At 63.8% G+C, this 23679-nt stretch carries 23 protein-coding genes; 19 read left to right on the top strand and 4 right to left on the bottom strand.

Translation table 11 applies throughout. The features are described from left to right. Nucleotides 1–261: 261 nt before the first annotated feature. From NJT13_RS17150 to NJT13_RS17075, 16 genes are all read left to right on the top strand, one after another. Complete coding sequence (locus NJT13_RS17150) at nt 262–666, top strand: NADH-quinone oxidoreductase subunit A (protein WP_254522908.1); 405 nt, start codon at nt 262–264, stop codon at nt 664–666. Then, nucleotides 663–1370: an NADH-quinone oxidoreductase subunit B gene (locus tag NJT13_RS17145; protein ID WP_254522906.1), complete on the top strand. Its 708-nt coding sequence runs from the start codon at nt 663–665 to the stop codon at nt 1368–1370. The genes NJT13_RS17150 and NJT13_RS17145 overlap by 4 nt, the downstream gene beginning before the upstream one ends. Further along, a complete protein-coding gene (locus NJT13_RS17140) occupies nt 1367–3028 on the top strand; it encodes an NADH-quinone oxidoreductase subunit D (RefSeq protein WP_254522904.1) in 1662 nt (553 codons plus the stop codon). The genes NJT13_RS17145 and NJT13_RS17140 overlap by 4 nt, the downstream gene beginning before the upstream one ends. A gap of 1 nt (nt 3029) precedes the next feature. Then, nucleotides 3030–4109 (top strand): complex I subunit 1/NuoH family protein, encoded by a 1080-nt coding sequence (locus tag NJT13_RS17135; protein WP_254522903.1) that lies wholly within the window; start codon nt 3030–3032, stop codon nt 4107–4109. Further along, complete coding sequence (locus tag NJT13_RS17130) at nt 4106–4567, top strand: NuoI/complex I 23 kDa subunit family protein (protein WP_254522901.1); 462 nt, start codon at nt 4106–4108, stop codon at nt 4565–4567. Before NJT13_RS17135 ends, NJT13_RS17130 begins: the two co-directional genes overlap by 4 nt. 39 nt (nt 4568–4606) lie before the next feature. Beyond that, on the top strand, nt 4607–4885 hold the full coding sequence (locus NJT13_RS17125) for an NADH-quinone oxidoreductase subunit J (protein WP_254522899.1): 279 nt from the start codon (nt 4607–4609) through the stop codon (nt 4883–4885). Next, a complete protein-coding gene (locus NJT13_RS17120; protein WP_254522896.1) occupies nt 4882–5367 on the top strand; it encodes a hypothetical protein in 486 nt (161 codons plus the stop codon). The genes NJT13_RS17125 and NJT13_RS17120 overlap by 4 nt, the downstream gene beginning before the upstream one ends. After that, nucleotides 5364–5669, top strand: a complete 306-nt coding sequence (gene nuoK / locus NJT13_RS17115) for an NADH-quinone oxidoreductase subunit NuoK (protein ID WP_006181260.1) — start codon at nt 5364–5366, stop codon at nt 5667–5669. Before NJT13_RS17120 ends, nuoK begins: the two co-directional genes overlap by 4 nt. Nucleotide 5670: 1 nt before the next feature. Beyond that, entirely contained in the window at nt 5671–7719 is a 2049-nt protein-coding gene (nuoL, locus tag NJT13_RS17110) for an NADH-quinone oxidoreductase subunit L (protein ID WP_254522893.1), read from the top strand. Then, nucleotides 7716–9239 carry a complex I subunit 4 family protein gene (locus NJT13_RS17105; protein ID WP_254522891.1) on the top strand — a complete coding sequence of 508 codons (1524 nt, stop codon included), beginning with the start codon at nt 7716–7718 and terminating at the stop codon, nt 9237–9239. The genes nuoL and NJT13_RS17105 overlap by 4 nt, the downstream gene beginning before the upstream one ends. Next, nucleotides 9239–10765: an NADH-quinone oxidoreductase subunit N gene (locus NJT13_RS17100; protein WP_254522888.1), complete on the top strand. Its 1527-nt coding sequence runs from the start codon at nt 9239–9241 to the stop codon at nt 10763–10765. The genes NJT13_RS17105 and NJT13_RS17100 overlap by 1 nt, the downstream gene beginning before the upstream one ends. A gap of 46 nt (nt 10766–10811) precedes the next feature. Continuing rightward, nucleotides 10812–12311: a DHH family phosphoesterase gene (locus NJT13_RS17095; protein ID WP_254522886.1), complete on the top strand. Its 1500-nt coding sequence runs from the start codon at nt 10812–10814 to the stop codon at nt 12309–12311. A gap of 307 nt (nt 12312–12618) precedes the next feature. Continuing rightward, on the top strand, nt 12619–14679 hold the full coding sequence (locus NJT13_RS17090) for a hypothetical protein (protein WP_254522885.1): 2061 nt from the start codon (nt 12619–12621) through the stop codon (nt 14677–14679). An 8-nt stretch (nt 14680–14687) separates the two neighbouring features. Further along, nucleotides 14688–14894, top strand: a complete 207-nt coding sequence (locus NJT13_RS17085) for a hypothetical protein (RefSeq protein WP_254522884.1) — start codon at nt 14688–14690, stop codon at nt 14892–14894. A 267-nt stretch (nt 14895–15161) separates the two neighbouring features. After that, the gene (locus NJT13_RS17080) at nt 15162–15995 is read left to right on the top strand and encodes a CBS domain-containing protein (RefSeq protein WP_254522883.1); all 834 of its coding nucleotides are present in this window, start codon (nt 15162–15164) and stop codon (nt 15993–15995) included. Between the two features lie 274 nt (nt 15996–16269). Beyond that, a complete protein-coding gene (locus NJT13_RS17075; RefSeq protein ID WP_254522882.1) occupies nt 16270–17970 on the top strand; it encodes a methylmalonyl-CoA mutase family protein in 1701 nt (566 codons plus the stop codon). 64 nt (nt 17971–18034) lie between these two features. Here NJT13_RS17075 and NJT13_RS17070 read toward each other — a convergent pair whose 3' ends face one another. The 3 genes from NJT13_RS17070 to NJT13_RS17060 all read right to left on the bottom strand — a co-directional run bounded on the left by NJT13_RS17070 (nt 18035) and on the right by NJT13_RS17060 (nt 19113). Beyond that, a complete protein-coding gene (locus NJT13_RS17070) occupies nt 18035–18301 on the bottom strand; it encodes a DUF7520 family protein (protein ID WP_254522881.1) in 267 nt (88 codons plus the stop codon). A gap of 83 nt (nt 18302–18384) precedes the next feature. Then, nucleotides 18385–18633, bottom strand: a complete 249-nt coding sequence (locus NJT13_RS17065; protein WP_254522880.1) for a DUF6684 family protein — start codon at nt 18631–18633, stop codon at nt 18385–18387. Between the two features lie 90 nt (nt 18634–18723). Beyond that, complete coding sequence (locus NJT13_RS17060) at nt 18724–19113, bottom strand: DUF7541 family protein (protein ID WP_254522878.1); 390 nt, start codon at nt 19111–19113, stop codon at nt 18724–18726. Between the two features lie 412 nt (nt 19114–19525). Between NJT13_RS17060 and NJT13_RS17055 the strand changes: the two genes are divergently transcribed. Further along, nucleotides 19526–20230, top strand: coding sequence for a DUF2270 domain-containing protein (locus NJT13_RS17055; RefSeq protein WP_254522877.1), 705 nt, complete (start codon nt 19526–19528; stop codon nt 20228–20230). 25 nt (nt 20231–20255) lie between these two features. Here NJT13_RS17055 and NJT13_RS17050 read toward each other — a convergent pair whose 3' ends face one another. Continuing rightward, nucleotides 20256–21320: a polyprenyl synthetase family protein gene (locus NJT13_RS17050; RefSeq protein WP_254522875.1), complete on the bottom strand. Its 1065-nt coding sequence runs from the start codon at nt 21318–21320 to the stop codon at nt 20256–20258. A gap of 128 nt (nt 21321–21448) precedes the next feature. On the opposite strand from NJT13_RS17050, the gene NJT13_RS17045 reads away from it, so the two are divergent. Together NJT13_RS17045 and NJT13_RS17040 are read left to right on the top strand one after the other, a co-directional pair. Beyond that, on the top strand, nt 21449–22759 hold the full coding sequence (locus NJT13_RS17045; RefSeq protein WP_254522874.1) for a M28 family peptidase: 1311 nt from the start codon (nt 21449–21451) through the stop codon (nt 22757–22759). Nucleotides 22760–22846: 87 nt separating this feature from the next. Next, nucleotides 22847–23668 (top strand): NAD(+)/NADH kinase, encoded by an 822-nt coding sequence (locus NJT13_RS17040; RefSeq protein WP_254522872.1) that lies wholly within the window; start codon nt 22847–22849, stop codon nt 23666–23668. Nucleotides 23669–23679 lie beyond the last annotated feature (11 nt).

Genomic DNA, 23679 nt, shown 5'->3' with positions numbered 1-23679 from the left:
CATCACAGCGTAGCCACTACGATTCGATAGCAGCGAGATTCCCGACTCGGACAGCCGTCCACTCGCCGAGGAGTGGTCGAACGTGACCGACGATAATACCATATTACCGGCCCGGTTGTCGACCACACAACGATCCGTAATTTAAGGCGATTATTCATACGAGTTGTTCACCGCTGAAATCGCCGCACGGCCCGTGATTTGCCGAAAAATGAAGAATCAACCCTTATGTGTGTGCGGTTTGAAGCCTCGAACGTTACCGAGATGAATGATTGGATCGCCATCGGGGCGCTGGCGCTCGTCGGGATGTTGATACCGCTCAGTATGATGGCGGTATCGTACCTCCTGCGGCCCACCGTGCCCGAAACGAGCAAACGTGCCACCTACGAGAGTGGCGAAATTCCGACCGGCGGGACGCGCATCCGGTTTAACATCCAGTACTACATGGTTGCGCTTCTGTTCGTCGTTTTCGATATCGAGACCGTCCTGTTGTTCCCGTGGGCGGTCGTGTATCGGGATGCGCTCGCTGCGGATATCCCGCTCATCCGCGCACTCGGGCCGATGTTGTTGTTCGTCGCCATCCTGCTCGTCGGCCTCGCGTGGGCGTGGCGCAACGGCGCGGTGCAGTGGGCACGGACACCCCGCCAACTGGAGACTGAAAGACTATGAGTAGCGACCAACCTCGCCAATCGATCCACGGCAGTACCGCACCGTCAACGGACACCCGGGACTCGCGAATCGGAGAAGGGGTCGACGACCGATTCAACTCCAAGCTTCGGGAAGCCTTCGGCTCAACCCCGTTCATCCTCACGAAGTTCGACACGTTCATGAACTGGGTCCGGGGCAACTCGATGTTCATGCTGCAATTCGGAATCGCGTGTTGCAGCATCGAGATGATGCACACGTACGCGATCAAGCACGATCTCGACCGTTTCGGGGCCGGCGTACCCCGAGCCTCGCCCCGACAGGCCGACGTGATGATCGTGCCGGGAACGATCGTCTCGAAATTCGGCCCGCGGATGAAGCGGGTCTACGACCAGATGCCCGAACCCAAGTTCGTCGTCGGCATGGGATCGTGTACTATCTCCGGCGGCCCCTTCCAGGAGGGATACAACGTCGTCAAGGGTGCCGAAGAGATCATCCCGATCGACATCCACGTCCCCGGCTGTCCGCCGCGGCCGGAGGCGCTCGTCTACGGCATCATGAAACTTCAAGAGCGGATCCGCAACGGCGAGTCGTCCCCCGTCGTCGTCAAACCGTACGAACTAGAGGAGTTCGGCGATCTGCCGAAGGACGAACTCGTCCAGAAGCTCGCCGACGAAATCGACGAAGACGACCTCGTCATGCGGTACAACTGGGCTGATTCGCCATGAGCACGGGACTCGAGCGATCACAACGGCCGCCGAGAGACGTCACGGAGGACGACCTCGAGTCGCTGGTCGGGGACCGTGCGCTCGCGCGTGACGACCATCTGAACGCCCCTGGGTTCGTTATCCGACCGGACGACGTACAGGACGTTCTCACCGACCTCCGCGACGAGGCCGGGTTCGATCACCTGTCCTGTCTGACCGCCCAGGAGTACCCGGACCGATACGAGTCGATCTACCACCTCAAGAAATACGCCGATCCGACCCAGGAGGTCTCGGTCGTCGTCCCGACGACGACCGACGACCCGGTCAGCGAGACCGCCGAACCGGTCTTCCGAACCGCAGACTGGCACGAGCGAGAGGCGTTCGACCTCGTCGGCATCGACTACGAGGGTCACCCGGATCCGCGCCGAATCCTCTTGCCCGAAACGTGGCAGGGGCACCCGCTTTCACGGGGGTACGACCAGGAGAAACCACAGATCGTCACCCTCACCGAACACGCGAATCCGATCCAGCCGGACCACCACGACGACGAGTCGGATACGATGTTTCTGAACATCGGCCCGCACCATCCGGCGACCCACGGCGTCCTCCACATCGAGACGGTTCTCGACGGCGAGACGGTGGTGGACGTCGACCCCGACATCGGCTATCTCCACCGGTGCGAAGAGCAGATGTGCCAGCAGGGAACGTACCGTCACCAGATCATGCCCTACCCGGACCGTTGGGACTACGTCTCGGCCGGTCTGTTGAACGAGTGGGCGTACGCACGCGCGATCGAGGATCTCGCCGACATCGAGGTCCCCGATTACGCGCAGGTCATCCGCACGATGGGGGCCGAACTCTGTCGGATCGCCTCTCACATGCTCGCGCTGGCCACGTTCGCACTGGACGTTTACGGCGACTTCACCGCCATCTTCCAGTACGGCATGCGCGACCGTGAGGTCGTCCAGGACATTTTGGAGGACCTGACCGGCCAACGGCTCATGTTCAACTACTTCCGACTCGGCGGCGTCGCGTGGGACCTGCCCGAACCTCGCGAGGAGTTCGTCGAAAAGACGCGGGACTTCCTCGACGGGCTTCCCGCGAAGGTCGACGAGTACCACGACTTGCTGACCGCAAACGAGATATTCCAGATTCGAACCCACAACACGGGCATCTTAGAGCCCGAGGTCGCCAAGCAGTACGGCTGTACCGGCCCGGTCGCACGGGGTTCGGGCATCGACTACGACCTCCGTCGGGACGACCCCTACGGCTACTACGAGAACCTAGAGTGGGACGTCGTCACGGAAGACGGCTGTGACAACTACAGCCGCGTTCTCGTTCGGATGCGCGAAGTCGAGGAGTCCGCGAAGATAATCGAGCAGTGTCTCGATCTGCTCGCGGACTGGCCGGAAGACGAGCGGACTGTCCAGAGCAACGTCCCGCGGACGCTGAAGCCGGATGCGGACACGGAAACCTACCGCAGCGTCGAGGCCGCGAAGGGCGAACTCGGCATCTACATTCGGTCCGACGGGACGGACAAGCCGGGGCGGTTCAAGATCCGCAGTCCCTGTTTCCACAACCTCTCGGCGCTTCCCGAAATGGCCGAGGGCGAATTCGTTCCGGACATGATCGCGTCGCTGGGGAGTCTCGATATCGTCCTCGGGGAGGTGGACCGCTAGTATGGCCGGTCTGGTGCCCGTCCCGCTGCAGGACACAGTCTTACTCCCCGAGCGGCTCGGGACCCTGACGGGACTCGACCAGTTCGGATTCGCCGGCGAACTGCTGGCCACGTTCCTCGCGGCGGCGTTCGTCGGGTCCCTGATGCTCGCGATGACAGGCGTCGCGGGGCCGTGGGCCAAGCGCAAGATCACCGCCGCATTCACCGACCGGATCGCGGTCAACCGACTCGGTCCGGCCGGAATCGGCATCATCGTCGCCGACGCCGTCCGACTCCTCTCGAAGGAGCTGGTGGTACCCGAAAACGCGGATCGGCCCGCCTACGATATCGCGCCGATCATCGTCGCAGCGTCGGCGCTGCTCGGCTTCGCCGTTATTCCGATGGGAAGCGAGATTCAACTCGCGGACCCCGAAGTCGGGCTCGCGTACGTCTTCGCGGTGTCGGGTATCGCCAGTATCGGCCTGGTGATGGCCGGATACGCCTCGGCGAACAAGTACTCCCTGATCGGCGGACTCCGCGCCGTCGCACAGAACATCGCATACGAGATCCCGCTGGTCGTCACCGGGATGTCGGTCGTCATCTTCGCCGGCACGCTGCAGATGGGAGAGATCGTCGCGGTACAGCACGAGACGCTGGTGGAGATCGCCGGCGTCTCCATTCCGACGTGGTACGCGCTGGTCAATCCCTTTGCGTTCATCCTCTTTCTCGTCGCGAACTTCGCGGAGGTCGGCCGCAACCCCTTCGATACGCCGGAGGCACCGACCGAAATCGTCGCGGGCTACCAGACCGAGTACTCCTCGGTCTACTTCGTGTTGATCTACCTCGGAGAGTTCCTCCACATCTTTCTCGGCGGTGCGATCATCGCGACGATCTTCCTCGGCGGTCCGGCCGGGCCCGTCCTTCCGGGCATCGTCTGGTTCCTCGTCAAAATCTGGGCGGTGTTCTTCGCGACGCAGTGGCTGCGCTCGGCGGTACCCCGGGTTCGAATCGACCAACTGATCGAGATCGGCTGGAAGGGGCTTCTCGTCCTCTCGTTCGCCAATCTCGTCCTGACCGCGGTAATCGTGGGGCTGATAGCATGATCGGGATACTCAAATCGATGGCAACGACGATGAAACACGCGCTGGACGGCTCCACCTTCACGGTGGAATATCCGGAGACCGCACCCGACGTGTCGCCGCGGTTCCGCGGCGTCCACAAGTTCAGTCAGGAGCGGTGCATCTGGTGTCGCCAGTGCGAGAACGTCTGTCCGAACGACACGATTCAGATCGTCATGGACGAACAGCGAAACGGCGAACAGTACAACCTCCACATCGGACAGTGCATCTACTGCCGGTTGTGCGAGGAAGTTTGCCCCGTCGACGCCATCCTGTTGACGGAGAACTTCGAGTTCACGGCGGACACGAAACACGATTTCGTCTACAACAAAGAGCAGCTGAAAGCGGTACCGTGGTACAAGGACATCGACCCGCTCGCGTCCCGCGAACCTGACCGGGGAGCGTGGGTCGGCGAGGGTGAAGGGGAGGTCGACTACCAGTAACGGGTCCGCCCGTCCCGCAAACGGGCACTACCAACAAACATGAACTACGAGTTGATCGCGTTCGCGCTGTTCGCGTTCGTCACGCTTTCCAGCGCGGTGGGTGTCGTACTCGTGCAGGACCCGTGGCATTCGGCGCTCCTGCTGGGTGTTGCGCTGCTCAGCGTGGCGGTTCACTACGTGATGCTGGCGGCCGAATTCGTCGCCATGATGCAGGTCCTCGTCTACGTGGGCGGGGTCCTCGTCCTCATCACGTTCGCCGTCATGCTGACCCAGCGCGAGGAATCCGACGCCGATTCCGACGAGGTGGTACAGGCATGACGACCGGCCCGAAACTCCGGCTCGGCCGGACGCTCGTTCCGGGATTACTCGCCGTCGGGCTGTTCGGCGTGATGGCGCTCATCGCGCTGAACACGACGTTCGAGCCCATGACTGCGGCCGCGGGAGCCGGCTTCCCCGACGACGTCTCGATCACGGCCGAACTCGGCTACGCGCTGTTCGGCTTCGACTCGCTGCAGCAAGTTGGCGGCACGGAACCGTTCCTCGCCGCCGTCTTGCTCGTCGCCGTCGCACTGGACGCGGCACTCGACGCCTCGCTCGTCCTCGCGAAACGCGAGGAAGGCGGCGAACCCGTCTCGGCGCTCTCGAGCACGGGTGCGTCCTCGAGCAGTGATACGGGACCGGAGCCGGCCGTTACGGACGGCGGTAAGCGGTCCGGAGACGGATCGCGATCCTCGTCGGAACGGCGTTCCGACGGCGGTAAGCGGTCCGAGTCCGCAGACGCCGGGGGTGAGTCCCGATGACCGTCGACGTACAGTACTACGTCCTGCTGTCGATGGCGGTGTTCTGTATCGGGCTGTTCGGCGTCCTGACGCGTCGCAACGCACTGTTGTTCCTGATGTCCGTCGAGTTGATGTTGAACGCGGCGAACATCAACCTGATCGCGTTCGCGTTCTATCACGGCAACCTGACGGGACAGCTGTTCGCGCTGTTTACGATGGCGCTGGCTGCCGCGGAGGTTGCCGTCGGACTCGGGATCATTCTGGTGCTGTACCGAAACTTCCGTGACGTCGACGTCACGGTTCCAACGACGATGAGGTGGTAAGATGGCAGCAACAGCAACAGGACCGTTTGGATTCGCACCGGCGATCGCAGTGCTCCCGCTCGTGGCCTTCGTGGTCACGCTGCTGTTCGGGACCTACCTGCCGAAAAAGGGCGCGCTTCCGGGTATTATCGCGACGGCCGGGTCGCTTCTGATCTCGCTCGTGATGTTCGCGGCCGTCGCGGGCGGCGACGTCCACCACACGACGCTGTACGAGTGGACGGCCGGCGCTGCCGCCAGCGAAACGGGAGCCGAGAGTGTCGCCTTCTCGTTCGGTGTGCTGATCGATCCGCTGTCGGCGCTCATGCTGGTGATCGTGTCGCTCATCGCGTTGCTCGTCCACGTGTTCAGCCTCGGCTACATGAACGACGAAGGAGAAACGGGACTGCGGCGGTACTACGCCGAACTCGGTCTCTTTACGTTCAGTATGCTCGCGTTCGTCTTCGCGGACAATCTGCTGATGGCGTTCATGTTCTTCGAACTCGTGGGGCTCTGTTCGTACCTGCTGATCGGGTTCTGGTTCCGCACGGAATCGGCCCCGTCGGCCGCGAAGAAGGCGTTTCTGGTCACCCGCTTCGGCGACTACTTCTTCCTGATCGGAGTCGTCGCGATCGCGGCGACGTTCGGTTCACTCGGCTTCGCCGGCGAAGAGTCGTTCGTTACCGCCGCCGAGGCGGCCATCGACGACGGTGCGACGTTGTTCGGCTTCGACGCCGAGACGTGGGTGACGATCACCGGACTCCTCGTCCTCGGCGGGGTCCTCGGAAAGTCCGCGCAGTTCCCCTTCCACACCTGGCTGCCGGACGCGATGGAAGGTCCGACGACCGTCTCGGCACTCATCCACGCGGCGACGATGGTCGCGGCCGGCGTCTACCTGGTCGCCCGGATGTTCGGCTACTACGCGTTGTCACCGACCGCGCTGGCGATCATCGCCTTCGTGGGCGGCTTTACCGCGCTCTTCGCCGCGTCGATGGCCGTCGTCAAAGACGACATCAAGCAGGTGCTGGCGTACTCCACGATCAGCCAGTACGGCTATATGATGCTCGGCCTCGGCGTCGGCGGTTACGTCGCCGGCGTTTTCCACCTCATGAACCACGCCTTCTTCAAGGCGCTGCTGTTCCTCGGTGCGGGGTCCGTCATCATCCTGATGCACCACGAACAGGACATGTGGGAGATGGGCGGCCTGAAAGACAGAGCGCCCGTTACCTACTACACGTTCCTCGCCGGCGCGCTCGCGCTCGCGGGGATCGTCCCCTTCGCCGGCTTCTGGTCGAAAGACGAGGTACTATTCGACGCCCTCGCGGTCGGGTTGGAGCAGCCGGTCATCCTCGCGGCCTACGCGATGGGCCTGATCGCGGTGTTTTTCACCGGGTTCTACACCTTCCGGATGGTCTTTCTGACCTTCCACGGCGAGCCCCGGACGGAGACGGCAGAGGACCCCCACCCCGTCGGGCTCTCGATCAAGGTGCCGCTGGTCGTCCTCGGAATCCTCGCGACCGTCGCCGGGTTCGTCAACCTCGCGCCCGTCGCTTCCCTGCTCGACCTCGATATCACGTTCCTCGAGTTCTGGCTCGACGGCGAGTACGGATACGTCGAAGGGCTGACCTACCACGAGTACCACGAGACGGTGGCCTTCGAAGAGGGCGCGATCGGGTCCGAAACGACGACCATGCTGCTCAGTGCCGGTCTGTCGCTCGGACTGGCACTTTTGGGCGCGGCCGTCGCACACACGCTGTACAACGTGCCCGAACCAACCCGTCACACCGAGAAGCTCGGCGGCGCGTACCACGTCCTGCGAAGCAACTACTACCAGGACGAGTACCAGGTCTGGCTCGCGGAGGGCCTGACGCTCCCGCTCGCTCGAACGGCCGACAGGTTCGATCAGACCGTCATCGACGGCATCGTCAACGGGACGTCGACGATCAGCCTCTTCGGCAGTAACTGGATGAAGCGACTGCAGACGGGTATCGTGACTAACTACGCGGCGTTGTTGGTCGCCGGGTTTATCGGCTTACTGTTGATTCTCGGCGTGCTCGGAGGGTGGTTCGTATGATTATCGAAGCTCTGATCGCGGTAACGCTGGTGGGTGCGCTGGTAACGTTCGTCGCGCCGAATCGAATCGCTGGGAAACTGGCCTTCGCGATCAGCCTCGTACCGGCGGCGATCAGCCTCTGGCTGTTCACCGCATTCGACGGGAGCGGCAACGCCTTGGTCGATGGCGAACTGGCGTTCGAGTCGCGGGCACCGTGGATCGAACTCGGTGAGTACACGATCTCGTGGTTCGTCGGCTTAGACGGGATCAGCCTCCCGCTGGTGATCCTGACGACGATCCTCTGTACGCTCGCGATCGTCAGTTCCTGGACGCCGATCGACGAGCGCGAATCGCAGTTCTACGGGCTCGTGTTGTTCATCGAGGCGAACCTGATCGGCGTCTTCACCGCGCTCGATTTCTTCCTCTGGTTCGTCTTCTGGGAGGCGGTTCTGATCCCGATGTATCTGCTCATCGGGATCTGGGGCGGCCCGCGCCGGAAGTACGCCGCGATCAAGTTCTTCGTCTACACGAACGTGGCGTCGCTGGTGATGTTCGGCGCGTTCATCGCGCTGGTCTTCGGTCTCGGAGACGTCACGTCGTTCGCGCTGCCGGAGATCGCGGACGCGATGCGCAACGGCGGTCCCGACGGTCTCTTCGGCCTGAGCGGGACGGCGCTCGCGTCGACGGTGTTCGTCGCGATGTTCCTCGGATTCGCCGTGAAGGTCCCCGTCGTCCCCTTCCACACGTGGCTGCCGGACGCCCACGTCGAGGCGCCGACGCCGGCGTCGGTGCTGCTCGCGGGCGTGCTGTTGAAAATGGGGACCTACGCCCTGTTGCGGTTCAACTTCACGATGTTCCCGAACCAGGTCGAGACGTACGCGCTGGCGATCGCGGCGATCGCCGTCATCAGCGTCATCTACGGCGCGATGCTCGCGCTCGCCCAGACCGATTTGAAGCGGATCGTCGCGTACTCGTCGGTCTCGTCGATGGGGTACGTCATCCTCGGACTCGTCGCGTACACGCAGTTCGGGGTCGGCGGCGCCACGTTCCAGATGGTCTCACACGGCCTCATCTCGGGGCTGATGTTCATGGCCGTCGGCGTCATCTACAACGCCACCCACACCCGGATGGTGACGGACATGTCCGGACTCGCGGACCGAATGCCGATCGCGGTCGGGGTGCTGGTCGCCGGTGCCTTCGGCTACATGGGCCTGCCGCTGATGAGCGGGTTCGCCGCGGAATACTTCATTTTCTTCGGCGCGTTCGGCTCCGAGTTGCTCTCGTACTCGCCGCTGTTTACCGGGCTGGCGATGTTCGGCATCGTCATCGTGGCGGGGTACCTGCTCTTTGCACTCCAGCGGACGGTGTTCGGGCCGTATCGACTCGAGACTGATTACGACGTGGGCCGCGCACCCGCCCACGACGTCGCGTCGATGGTCGTGTTACTGGGACTCATCATCGTCCTCGGCGTGGCTCCCGAACTGATCTTCGATATGATAACCGACGCAGTCGATCCGATCCTTCAGGGAGGTGATCTCTGATGGCGGTCGTACAGCTACCAGAGTGGGCGGCGCTCGCACCGGCACTGATCCTCGCGGGGACGGCGCTCGTCTTGTTCCTGCTCGACAGCATCGATCCGCACTCGACGAACCGCACGCTGCTGTCCGGCGTCGCCGTGGTCGGCTCGCTCTCGTCGCTCGCCGTCGCCGTGTGGTTCAGCGCCGCCGGCGTCGGTGCGACGGGAATCGAAAACTACGGCGTCATCGATATCATGGGCGACCAGTTCGTCGTCGACCGACTGGCGCTTTACTTCATGATCATCATCGCCGCCGTCACGACCCTCGTCGCGGTCGCGAGCCACGATTACCTGCGGGATCACACCTATCAGGCCGAGTACTACTCGCTGGTGATCCTCGCGGCGACGGGCATGTCGATGATGGCCGCGGCCAACAGCCTCGTGACGATCTTCATCGCCCTCGAGCTAACGAGTTTGCCGTCGTACGCGCTGGTCGCGATCCTGAAGGACAACCGCGGCAGCGTCGAAGCCGGGCTGAAGTACTTCCTGATCGGGGCGCTGTCGTCGGCGATTTTCGTCTATGGAATCAGCCTCGTGTACGGTGCGACCGGCTCCTTGCAGCTCGAGGCCATCGCGACGGGGCTCGGAAACGCCGGTGAGATGGGCGGGCTGCTCGGACTCGGCATCCTGATGTTGATCGGTGGAATCGCGTTCAAGACGGCGAGCGTTCCGTTCCACTTCTGGGCCCCCGAGGCCTACGAGGGAGCGCCCGCGCCGATCTCCGCGTTCCTCTCGTCGGCCTCGAAGGCCGCCGGCTTCGTCCTCGCGTTCCGCGTGTTCACGACGGCGTTCCCGCTCGACGCGACGACCGACGTCATCGGCGTCGAGTGGACGTGGGCGTTCGTCGTCCTCGCGATCGTGACGATGACGGTCGGGAACTTCGCCGCGGCGACACAGGAGAACGTCAAGCGAATGCTCGCGTACTCCTCGATCGGCCACGCCGGCTACGTGTTGATCGGGCTCGCGGGTCTCTCGACCGGAGCCGCCGACTCGGTCATGGGCGCGGCGATGATGCACCTGCTGGTCTATGGCTTCATGAACACGGGCGCGTTCCTGTTCGTCGGATTGGCCGAGTACTGGGGCGTCGGTCGAACGTTCGAAGACTACAGCGGTCTGGCCAGACAGGCGCCGGTCGCCTGCGCCGCGATGGCCGTCTTCATGTTCAGCCTCGCGGGATTCCCCCTCTTCGGCGGTTTCTGGAGCAAGTACCTGCTGTACACCGCAGCGATCGAAGCGGCCGCCGACAACGCGGCGATGCTCGTCGTCGCCGGTGCACTCGTCGTCAACAGCGCGCTCTCGCTGTACTACTACTCCCGGCTGGTCAAGGCACTCTGGATCGAGGATCCGGTCCTCGACCGCGACCGCCTCGCTCAACCGACCGGGCTCTACGCGGCGGTCATCGCAGCCGCCGTAATTACGGTTCTCATCCTGCCGGCGTTCGATCCGATCGCGAACGCCGCACTCGAGGCGGCGGCCGCGATCGTTCCCTGATCGAGACCGCGTCTCTTTTATCCGTTGGGGTCGCAGGCGGCGATACATGGTTTTCTGGCTCGTGCTGGGCTGCGGGACCATCTGTCGGCAGGTGACAGAGCAGCTGTCCGCGGGCGACGGCGGGCGATTGCTCGTCATCACCGACGACGACGGCGTCGTCGAGACGTTGCGCGACGAAAGCGTGCCGGCCCGGAGCGCCGATCCGGCAGATCCCGAATCCATCGCGACCGTCGAGACGCCGGACGTGGTTTTCGTCGCCGGCGATCGAACGGACGTCAACCGAGCCACGCTCGAGGCCGCGCGAGACCGGTTCCCCGACACGTCGATCGTTGCCTATCTGGGTGGGAACGCGACGGCGGCGGATATCGACCGCTTCGATGCGCTCGCCGATCACATCGTCGACCCGTCGGCCGCGATGGCAGATCGGGTGCTCGAGCGAACGACGAATCCGGCCGCCGAAACTGCGATCGAACTCCGGGAACGGCTGTCGGCGATCGACGGTCGGCTGGCCGTGGTGACCCACGACAACCCGGATCCGGACGCCATCGCGAGCGCGGTGGCGATGGTCGACATCGCCGAGTCGGTCGGCGTCGAAGCCGACGCCTGCTACTTCGGCGACATCTCCCACCAGGAGAACCGGGCGATGGTGAACCTGCTGGAGCTAGATCTTCGCAACGTCGGCCGCGAGCACTCCCTCGAGAACTATTCGGCTATCGCCCTAGTGGACCACTCTCGACCCGGCGTCAACGACCAGCTCCCGGAAGACAGTCACGTCGATATCGTCATCGATCACCACCCGCCTCGCGGACCGGTTCCGGGCGAGTTCGTGGACCTTCGCCAGGGGGTGGGCGCGACCAGTACGGTCCTGACCGAGTACGTCGATCGATTCGGCCTCGCGTTCGATTCGGCGACCGCAACGGCGCTGCTCTTCGGTATTCGCGTCGATACGAACGACTTCACCCGCGAAGTGTCTCCCGCGGACTTCCGGGCCGCATCGCTGCTGTGGCCCCACGTCGACACGTCGATTCTGCGCCAGATCGAACAGCCCTCCCTCGAGGGAGAGACCCTCGAAACGATCGCGCGGGCGATCAAGAACCGAGTGCAACGGGACTCGGTGGCGGTCGCGAGCGTCGGCCGAATCGGCGACCGCGACGCGTTACCACAGGCGGCCGACGAATTGCTTTCGATGGAGGGGGTGGAGACGACGCTCGTCTTCGGGTTCAACGACGAAATGGTGTACCTGTCGGCCCGCTCGAGAACGGCAGACGTCGACCTGGGCGAGACGCTCCGGGACGCCTACGACCGGATCGGCAGTGCGGGAGGCCACGCCGACATGGCCGGCGCGCAACTCGAGATCGGCATCCTCGGCAGCGCCGATGACGAAGAGGAGGTGGAATCGATCGTCAGCGTCGTCGAGGAGGTCATCACGAATCGGTTCTTCGAGGCCATCGAAACGCAGCCGGGAACGCCGGTGGGGGCGTACACGCAGACCAGCCAGTGGCTGTTCACACAGCGGGGAGAGCAAGACGAGAGTGAATCGGCCTGACAGCGAGGAGACTGCACGCCGCACACGGGAGCCCGATTCCGCCCAAATCGTTTATTAATCCGCTGACGGTTCTCTGTAATACGATATCCGCTCGATAATATTTAATAGTATCAACCACACATATCCCAAAACACAAATAAGTAATACTTCTAATCATAGGTAATTTTAATATAGGGTATTTATTAATTCCACATATAATATAGATAATGAAGGTGAAGAAGGCGTCGGTTGGAAGCAGACCGAAAACGACTATCGATTCAGCAGGCGCGACTGGCTAAAAACGGGGGTGGCAGGGATCGGCGCCTCCATGGTGGGATTGTCACACGGAGTAACTCCGACAGCGGCGGCCACCGGAACCACAAAACCTGAATCGAACGACTACTACGATCTCACGGACGAAGCCTGGAACCTCTGGCAGTCCAAGCCCGACTTTCGCGCCGACGGGGAATTTCGGGATAGCCGGGCGTACGATATATGGGACGCCTCGAGTTACGACGGTCGGAGCGGCGACCTCGCTGAACGGATCGTTCAGGCGTCACAGAACGATGCGATCGTCGACCTCGGAAACGGGACGTACGAGATGGAGTCGATGGTCACGAATTCTGACATCGGTGACATCGTCGGCATCATCGGAGACGGGGCACGCATTCACTACGTTGGAGTCAACCCAAGTGTCCACACGCTCATCCACGCCAGTCCGGAGTACCTCGTGTTAGAGGGTGTGACGTTCGACATCACCGAAGATGCGGGCGAGTACAGCAGCGACGTCGCGATTGTCCAGACGTTCGGCATCGGGCAAGAAGCCTGGTGTGAAGACGTCAAACTGGAAGGTGCCCGACACCGCCAACAGGACCTGTATTCGAACCCCGATTCGGATAAGGATGGGCCTGTACTGGAAAATGTCGGAGGCGAAGCCACGTTTAAAATCCAGATGGCCGAAGGCGGGACCGGCTTCGTGCACAGGTGCGAGTTCCCGGACGGGGGGACGGATATGACCTGGCACAGCGATGGCGACACGCACGATCACGCATATGGCCCCAACGCCGATCCGAAACACAGAGGATTCAACGTCTGGAAGGATTGTGTCGCGAAGAATTTCGAGGCCAATGCGTTCTACGTCCTGTCGGATACCGAACCGGGACGGAATATCCTCTGGAACTGTACGGCCGTAGACAACGCCCGTGGTGGGATGCGGATCTCCCATCACGACAAGATCATCGGCGGGAGGACGGAAGTATCCGGCAGAACCAGTGGTCAGCTAGGCACTCCTCTCGTATCCGACTACGGGTGGGACATGGAGGTCGTCGGACTCGAAATTATCGGCGCGGGTGACGGGTGGGGAGCCGACCTGGTCCAACTTCGCACGAGCTGTCAGGAGATCACCTTCCGAAAATGCGTAATTCACGGTAAAAACGGGTCGAATCGGCCGATCCGCGTCGACAGTACGGAGAACGTCGCAGCGACGTTCGAAGAGATGTACATCTACGACGAAGGATCGAACGCACACACGTTCCTCATCGGACGGGAGTTCCCAGATTGGCACAACCCGGGTACCGTCTACCTCGAAAACGACGTTCGCGTCGCGAGCGACAACGGCACCGAGTTTTTCATCGACCACATCACGCCCGAGGGCATCTGGCCGGAACTCCATCACAACGGGAACACGTATCGCGATACGGCGGTGTCGGCCTCGGAGTTAGGGCTCGCGAGTCCGCTGGACGAAAACGGCAACCTCCCCGAGTTCTACTTCGGATACGAAGACGGGGACGGCGGAGACACCACCGTTATCGACACCTTCGATAGCGTCGGTCTGGACCAGTACTCCCACGGCGCCGAGGCCACCGTCTCGAGTTCCGCAAACTATCTCGAACCGTACGGACTGGATCTGAACGGCAGGGACAACACCTCCGGAACCACCCGCTCCGATTCCGGCCTGCCGAACTATCCCGCCCCGGACGACATCTGGGAGTTCTGGTGGAACCCCCAGACGACCGGCGAGTTCTTCAGCATCTCCTTCGGGATCCAGTCGAGCGATCTGTCGGAGGCGTTTCGTATCCTGATCCGCCTCGACAGTGCCAACCAGTTCGTCCAGATCCAGGAACGCGGCACGAGCGGCGACAATTACCTCGGCCACGCCGATCTGTCGCTCTCGACGAACACCTGGTATCGGACGGTCGTCGACGGTACCGGCTCGGATAGCTGGACCATCTCCGTCGACACCGGCGAGGGAACCGCGAAACTCGGCGAGTTCACCTCCGATCCGACCCAGTACACGGGATACGGACGATCGAGCATCGCCTACTGGATCAGCGCCGCGGATCACGTCTACCTCGACGACATCATGGTTCGGGAGATAGGGAGCCAGTAACGGAAATCGTGTTCCCGGTCGCCATCGTCGACGGCGGCCTCGAGCACGACGTCGATGTCGCCTGGATCGCGGTGACGGATCGGACGGATGTCGTCGGACCGGCGGTCGTTCGAGCGTTCGTCGTCGAGACGCGGTGGTATCGGGACGGGACTCGATCGTCGATGCGGGTTCGGGACCAGGCCGCCGGGAAACGCTCTTCCGTGACGGGGGTGTAGAAGGACACTGATCCCACGTGAGTCCGGATAACGGCGATCCAGACGCGTCGACTCGGGTCCAGCGAGGACGACTATCCGAAAAGGAGTTGTTCTTACTTCTGCTGGTTGGGATCGCGATCATGATGTCGGTGGCCGGGTTCGCCCTCATTCTGAATTGAACCGGTCGCGCTCGGGGTGCGGTGAGGAGCCGTCGAGTCCGGCCGCGGTCGTTTTCCCGGAGCGGGTAAAGTACCAGTACTTTTGCGCGCGGACCGCGTACGGCCGCGTATGGAGGTCGTGCCGGACCGGACGAAACCCCGGGTCAAAGACTACATGACGCGCGACGTGGCGACGGTCTCGCCCGACGAAACCGTCGGAGAGGTCGCGACGCGGATCGCCGAAAGCGAAGAGCACAGCGGCTTTCCCGTCTGCGATCGCCGCCGCGTCGAAGGGTTCGTCAGCGCCCGCGACCTGTTGCTCGCCGACGACGGCGATCCAATCTTCAAGGTCATGGCGACCGATCTGCTGGTCGCCCACCCCGACATGAAGGTAAACGACGCCGCCCGAGTCATTCTGCGGTCGGGCATTCAGAAACTCCCCGTCGTCGACGACGCGGGCAACCTCGTGGGGATCATCTCCAACGCCGACGTCATCCGCAGTCAGATCGAACGTGCGACCCCGGAGAAGGTCGGCAAATTGATGCGGACTCTAGAGCAGATCCACGAGATCGATCTGCGGGAGGAGCGCCGAACGGTCCCGCTCGCGGATCTCACCCCGACCCAGGGGCGGGTATACGCCGACGAACTCGAGGGGCGGCGATACGAACTCGAGCGAGGCCTCGCCGAGCCGCTGGTGGTTATCGACAACGGCGGAACCCTTCTCCTGGCGGACGGCCACCATCGTGTCCTCGCGGCCGACCGACTCGGAATCGACGAGATGGACGCGTACGTCATCGTCGTCGAATACGAGATCGATCTCGGGATGGCTCGCACGGCGGAGAAGGAAGGCCTCGATCGAATCGACGACATCGACGTCGTCGATTACGCCCGCCACCCGCTGGTCCAGACGACTAAGCGACTCCAATCTGACCGCAGCGACGTAGCGAGCGACGACGACGCGTGAGACGGCGGCCGCGAGGCGTGAAGCGACCGTCGAGAGGTGTGGAACGACGACTGCGAGAATCGACGACAACCGACGGGCACCGCGCCGGACCCGCAGAACCAGCGATACTGTAGACCACCGGGGACACGTCGGGTCTCACCGGTCGTCGTTGACGCTAACGGTTCGAGCGGAGTCGTCGATGCCAGCGGTTTGAGCGTATTCTCCCTCCCGAACAGTTCTCACGGATGGCCGTCGTCCCCGAACCTTCATTGCGGTGTCGGCAAATGTTACACCCATGTACGATACGGAGGATCTCGAGCAAATTCGCGAGGCTGAACGACGGTGGGAAGCCGAGACGCTCGAGTCGGCACTCGAGCGCCACGGCGAGCGTGCCGACGAGTTCGCGACCGTCTCGAATCACGAGGTCGACCGCCTCTACACGCCCGCGGACGTTTCGGATCTCGATTACCTCGAGGATCTCGGATTCCCGGGCGAAGAGCCCTACACCAGAGGGCCGTATCCGACGATGTACCGCGGTCGGACGTGGACGATGCGCCAGTTCGCCGGCTTCGGAACCGCCGAAGAGACCAACGAGCGCTTTCACTACCTGATCGACGAGGGCCAGACCGGGCTCTCGGTGGCATTCGACATGCCGTCGCTTATGGGACTCGATTCGGACGATCCCATGAGCCAGGGCGAGATCGGGAAGGAAGGCGTCGCGGTCGACACGCTGCGGGACATGGAGATCCTCTTCGACGGGATCGACCTCGCCGACATTTCGACGTCGTTCACGATCAACCCGTCCGCGCCGGTTATCTACGCCATGTACATCGCGCTGGCCGATCGACGCGGCGTCCCTCGCGAGAAACTGCGTGGAACCCTCCAGAACGATATGTTCAAGGAGTTTATCGCCCAGAAAGAGTGGGTGATCCCACCGGAGGCCTCGCTCGGTCTCGTCACGGACGTCCTCGAGTTCAGTACGGCGGAGACGCCACGGTTCCATCCGATCTCGATTTCGGGGTACCACATCCGCGAGGCCGGGTCGACGGCGGTCCAGGAACTCGCGTTCACGCTCGCCGACGGGTTCGGATACGTGGAAGACGCACTCGACAGGGGGCTCGACGTCGACGAGTTCGCCCCCCGTCTGTCGTTTTTCTTCAACTGTCACAACTCCTTTTTCGAGGAAATCGCGAAGTTCCGAGCGGCGCGTCGGATCTACGCGCGAGTGATGGACGAGTGGTACGGCGCCGAAGCCGACGAGTCGAAGCGGCTCAAGTTCCACACGCAGACGGCGGGGCAGTCGCTGACGGCTCAGCAACCGCTGAACAACGTCGTCCGGGTGACGATCCAGGCGCTCGCCGGCGTCCTCGGCGGCACCCAATCGCTACACACCAACAGCTTCGACGAGGCGCTGGCGCTGCCCGGCGAGGAGGCCGTCCGGGTCGCACTGCGCACCCAACAGATCATCGCCGAGGAGTCCGGCGCGGCCGACATCGTCGACCCGATGGGTGGCTCCTTCGCCGTCGAAACGCTCACGAACGAAATCGAGGCGCGAGCCATGCGCTACATCGAGGAAATTCGCGACCTGGGCGACGGGTCGGTCCGCGACGGTATCCTCGCAGGAATCGACGATGGCTACTTCCTTCGCGAGATCCAGGAGGCCTCCTACGAGTACCAGGAACGCGTCGAACGGGGCGAGGAAGTCGTCGTCGGCGTCAACGAGTACACGCTCGAGGAAGACACCAGCCCCGACATCCTGCAGATCGACGAGGCCACCGCCGAGCGCCAGCTCGACCGGCTCGAGGACGTCAAGACGGACCGAGACGACGAGGCGGTCGAACGGGCGCTCGCGGATCTGGGTGCGGCCTGCGAGCGGGGCGAAAACGCGATGCCGTACATCGTCGACGCGGTGAAAGCCTACGCGACGATGGGGGAGATCATGGCGGTGTTCGAAGCGCAGTACGGGGCCTACAGCGAGAAGATCGGACTGGCGTGAGTGACCTCGAACGCGACTCGAAACTGGTCCCCGCGAAGTTGCCACTCGAGGCCGTCGCGTCCGACTATCCTCCCTCGTCGTCGAATCGAGACACGACGCGGACGACGAGGCCGACGGTCAGCAGCACGGAACCCATCGCGGCGGCTCCGTAGACGGCGAGCGTCAGCGGCGTGATGGGAATCGCGAGCGCGAACAGGGACATGTCCTCGACGCCGAGGTGGCGCGGCAGCGTCGCACCGAGCAGCGCTCCGAACGCGGCGGTCGCGGCCACGAGCGCGAGACCGAGGCCGGCGACGGCGGTCCGGCCGCCGACCGTTCGATCAGCGAGCACGGGTATTCGTCTCACGGTTCGAACGGAGGGTTTTCCCGCGCAGCGACGGGACGAGCACGCGGGAGAACATCGTTTCGTGCATATCAGTACTCAGTTACTTCCTGTTGCGTGCGATCGTCCGTCTCGATCGCCCTGGCCGCGATGAGGGTCACGACCGCGAGGAGAAGCATCGTCGCCAGGAGAATGGTGAACTGGACGGTCGACTGAAGCGGATCGAACCCCCACGGGTTGAACACCGCGAAGACGAGGACGAAAAACGCGATGATCGCGAACGGGATCAGGTTGACCGCGAGATCGAGTGCGACTTCCGCGTCGAACGCTGGTCGGCTCATCGGGATGCTGGGTGACTCATTGAGACGTCGGGTGGTTTATCGGGCGGAGCCGCGGGTGCGGTTCCGCAGTCGAATCGGCGATTCCATCCGCTAGGGCTTCCGAGAGCGCACGGCCACGGCGCCACCGATCGTCAGGAAGCCGGCCACGACGAGCGCGACGCCGCGACTCGCCAATCCGGAGAGTGGCTCGAGGACCCCGACCGGAACCGTCCCGGTTCCGTGGGCGACCAGCACTGCGCCGACGGCGACGAACGCCGCGCCGAACCCGCCCGCGAGTGCCACCGGATCGTCGACGTAGTCAGCGTCCCGGAGGATGCCGGCGACGCTCGCGGCGAACAGGACCAGTCCGACGACGGCGACGGGGACCGCGTCGACGACGATGCCCACTTCCGAGCCGGCGAATCCGAGGGCCACGAGGACGTGCCACGGCCGTGCGGGGTCGGTCCGATCGGGTTCGGCCTGGATCGAGTGATCCGCCATAGCCGTCGTTCCACGTCGAGGACGTTGAACCTGGCCCTACCGGTCGGGTGTCGTGACTGTCACGTGCGCGAACGGTCAACGCGCGCGCCGGGACCCACTCCTCGAGTCGGGATCACGGGTCGCTCGAGCCGGAATCCACCGTCGGACCCAGCCGGAGTCCGGAGGCGGTCCGTCTGCGACGAAAGGGTCATCGTCGTGCCACGACTACGGATCCTATGTATTCTGTGAATCTGGCGCCCGCCGCGCCCGGTCCGCTCCCCGAGCGCTTGCAGTCCTCGAGGGGTCCCGACTATCGCACGACGACTCGAGGAACGGCGTTCGATCGATGGGGCTCGCACCCGCCTCGAGGTCGCGCACGGACGCGTTTGCCGGGTGCCGGAACGCGTTTGCCGGGTGCCGGAGGTGGAGGATAGTGACGGAACCAGACCCCGAAGAGTTCGATTCGACGGGCTCCGAGGAGCGAAACGTCGCGGCCGCCGCCGCGGCCGACCGCGAGGAATTCCTCTCGCTGATGCCCCATTACTACCGTGGCGAGGTATCGAAGCAGGGAAACCGCCTTTCGCGACTCGATCTCACGACCGACTGGGCGATCGTCACCGTCACGGCCGTCCTCGCGCTCGCCTTCCAGGGGGGTGACGCCTCCGCGTACATGCTGTTGATCGGCCTCGTTGGCGTCTCCTTGTTTCTCGTGTTCGACGTTCGGCGCTACCGGGCGTACGACGCGACCCGGGCACGGGTTCGCCTCCTGGAGGAGAACCTGTTCGCTAACGCCTTCCAACCGAACGGCACGTCGCTCGAGGACTGGCGCGGCGAACTCAGCGACGACCTCCGGAACCCGACGATCAAGGTATCCTACAGGGAGGCCCTCTCACGCCGATTGCGACGGATCTATTATCCCCTCTTCGTGCTTCTCGGGGTCGCGTGGCTGTTTCGGATCTCGCTCTACGAGCCCGGTGAGGTGTGGACACAAACCGCCTCCATCCCCGGCGTCCCGGGCGAAGTCGTAATCGTCGCCGTCGCCGCGTTCTATCTCGCCGTGACCGTGTTCACGTTCAAATCGGGCCGGCGGAAAGCGAAAGGCGAGTTCCACGGCGAGGAGCCCGGCAGTTGGAAATGATACCGATGGCCAGCATCGGACACCGCTACTCGTCGCGTTCGATGACGAACTCGGTGAATTCCTCGAGTTTGCGAGTCGTCTCGTCGTCGAAATCCAGGCCGTCGATCGCCGCTCGAGCCTCGGCGGCCAACTCGAGCGCGCGTTCGCGGGCGTAATCGATGCTGCCGGCGTCCTCGAGTATTTCGAGGGCGGCTCTGATCTCGTCGTCGGTGTTGTCGTCGGACTCGAGGATTTCCTGGAGGCGTCGAGCGCCGTCGGGGTCGCTTTCTCGGAGTGCGTGAATCACGAGCAGCGTCTTCTTGCCCTCCCGAATGTCGTTTCCGAACTCCTTGCCGAACTCGCCGGCCCGACCGAGCGAGTGCTCGACGTCCAGGATGTCGTCGCCGATCTGGAACGCGACCGCGGTCAGTTCAGCGTAGTCGGCGACCGCCTGTTCTACCTCGGGTGGCTGGCCGGTGATTATCGCGGCCAATCGAGCGACGATCCGGCCGAGACAGCCGGTCTTGCACGCGCACATTTCGAGGTACTCTTCCGTACCGATCCGGACCTCGCGTTCGTTGTGCCAGCAGATATCCATCCCCTGACCGAGGTGCGTCCGGTTGAGTTCGTGCATCAGCATCTCGTAGGCGGCCAATCGCTGTTCTGCCGGGAGGTTTGCCGGATCCCGCGTGAGGATCTTCAGCGGCAAAAAGTACATCGCGTTGCCGGCGTTCAGTGCGACGTCGCGACCGTAGACGCGGTGCAGTGCTGGTTCGCCGCGTCGAATCGTGGCGCCGTCCTCGACGTCGTCGACGATGATCGTCCCGTTGTGCAGGATCTCTGGAATACACGCGTACGGCAGGTACTCGGCCGGGTCCTCGCCGAAGCCTTCGACGAACACGAGGAAGAGTACCGCACGCCACCGCTTCCCGCCGCGGTCGAGCAGGTCCCACAGTGGCACCGCTAAGGCGTTCTGGATACCGTGCGGATCGTACGCGTACGTCGGGGGACCAAAGAAGGACTCGAGGTAATCGGCGTCGATATCGCGTGGAATCAGGGTGGCGATCTCCTCGTCGATCGCCGGCCGCCAGTCGGCAAGCGTCTCCCGCATACCCGTGTCGAGTTGGAGCGGCGTAAAAAAGATTCGTAGTTTGTCGTATCACTGGATGGTGCCATCGACCACGGGAGACGTGGCGATCGAACGATACAATTACCCGGTCGTGTCTCGAGGTGGCTGCCATGACCGACTGGATCGGACCCGTGTTCGAGAGCGACGTCGGCTGGACCCACCTCGAGCGTCTGGTCGACGTGGGAAACCGGATGGCCGGCAGCGAGGGGGAACGCGAGGCCGCGGAACTGACCCGAGACGCGCTCACCGACGTCGGCGCGCGAAACGCTCGCCTCGAGTCGTTCGACATTCAGGGGTGGACGCGCGACGAGAGCGCGATCGGGGCCGGCGACACGACCCAGGACTGCATCGCCCTGCCGCGCAGTCCCTCCGGCCGCGTCGATGCGCGACTGATCGATCTCGGCTACGGCCTGCCCGAAGACTTCGCAGCGACCGACGTCGAAGACGCCATCGTGATGGTTCGCAGCGACGTGCCCGCCTACTCCGACCGGTATATCCACCGGCGGGAGAAATACCACCACGCCGTCGAGGGCGGCGCGGCGGGCTTTCTCTATCGAAATCACGTCGAGGGGTGTCTCCCGCCGACCGGCAGCGTCGGCTGGAAAGAAGACCCCATCGGCCCGATCCCCGCCCTCGGCGTCTCGAGCGAGGTCGGTGCCCGGTTGGCTCGCCGGTTCGACGGCCAATCGATCTCGGTCTCCGTCGAAGCGGATATCAACCCGGCCCGGAGTCAGAACGTCCGGGCCGAACTCGGGCCCGACACGGACGAACGCGTCCTCGTGACGAGTCACGTCGACGCCCACGACATCTCGGAGGGCGCCATGGACAACGGAGCGGGAACCGCGATGGTGGTCGAACTGGCGAACGCGCTCGCGGATCGCGAGGACGAACTCGAGACCCGCGTCGAATTCGTCGCGTTCGGCGCCGAAGAGGTCGGACTCGTCGGATCCACGCGGTACGCGGAGCGCGCCGACCGCGAGGCGATCAAGGCGGTGGTCAACAACGACGGTGTCGTCCGCGATCGAACGCTGTCGATCGTCACGCACGGATTCGATGCGCTCGAGGAGACCGCGACTACCGTCGCGGACCGCTACGATCACCCGATCGAGACGGTGCCGCGCGTCGGTCCCCACAGCGACCACTGGTCGTTTGCCAAATGGGGAGTCCCCGGCTGTCACGTCAAATCGATGTCGGACGACGCCGGCCGCGGCTGGGGCCACACCTTCGCGGACACCATCGAGAAACTCGAGCCCCGAACGCTGTCTGAACAGGCCGTCCTTCTTTCCGCCTACGTCGTCGAACTCGCCCGCGACGAGGTGACGGTCGAACACAGGGAGCCCGCAGCTATCGCCGCCGACCTCGAGTCGCAGGGCCTCGCAGAGGGGATGCGGATCACTGGCGACTGGCCCTACGACGGGTGAGACTCGAGCGAGTCGAGACCGATACCCGGCGGTAGATCCGCGAACGACAACCGTACGCTTTTGATCGGGCCGCGTGAACTGACGGATATGGATGCCGCGTGGAGCGCGGGCGAGGATCCCGTCGTCGGTATTGTCGACAGTGAGGGTGACGGACGCGACGCCGCCGAGATAGCCGAATCCCTCGACGCAGCGTCGGTCGACGACGCGAGGATCGTCCGTGGTAGCCGCGAAACCGTCCTCGCGGCCGAACCGTCGGTGCTGGTCGCAGTCGGCGACGCGTCACTGGCGGCGGCGGCCCGTGCTGGCGTCGAAACGCCGATTCTCCCGGTGGGACCCGTCACTGGCATCGAGTCGATCGATCGCGACCGGGTTCCCGATGCGCTCGCGGCTGCGCTCGACGGACGCGCCGTTCGTCGCGCGCGGCCCGTTCTCGACGTCGCGCTCGAGACTCGCTCGGAACGCGAGGGCCTGTCCGACGCACACGACGCGAGCAGCCGCGAACGCGCGCTCTTCGACGTGACGCTCGTCACCGACGAACCCGCCCGGATCTCGGAATACGGCGTCCACGGTACGGATGCGACCGTCGCGACCTTTCGCGCTGACGGCGTCGTGGTGGCGACTCCCGCCGGAAGCAACGGCTACGCGAGCGCCGTCGGGGCACCCCGCCTCTCGGCGGCAGTCGACGCGATCGCGGTCGCCCCGATCGGCCCCTTCGTCACCCAGACCCGGCGATGGGTGCTCCCCGACGACGATCTCGCCCTGACGGTCGAGCGCGACGAGGGGGACGTCACCCTCGTCGTCGACGGCCGACCGGTCGGGTCGGTCACCGTCGATTCGCGAATCGCCGTCGCTGCGACCGAACCGCTCCAGACGCTGGTCGTTCCGGACGAGCAACTGGCGGACCGATAGTCGAGGCCGCA

Source organism: Natrinema caseinilyticum, from assembly GCF_024227435.1.
Classification (GTDB): domain Archaea; phylum Halobacteriota; class Halobacteria; order Halobacteriales; family Natrialbaceae; genus Natrinema; species Natrinema caseinilyticum.
This window is presented reverse-complemented; position numbering and strand designations above follow the sequence as displayed.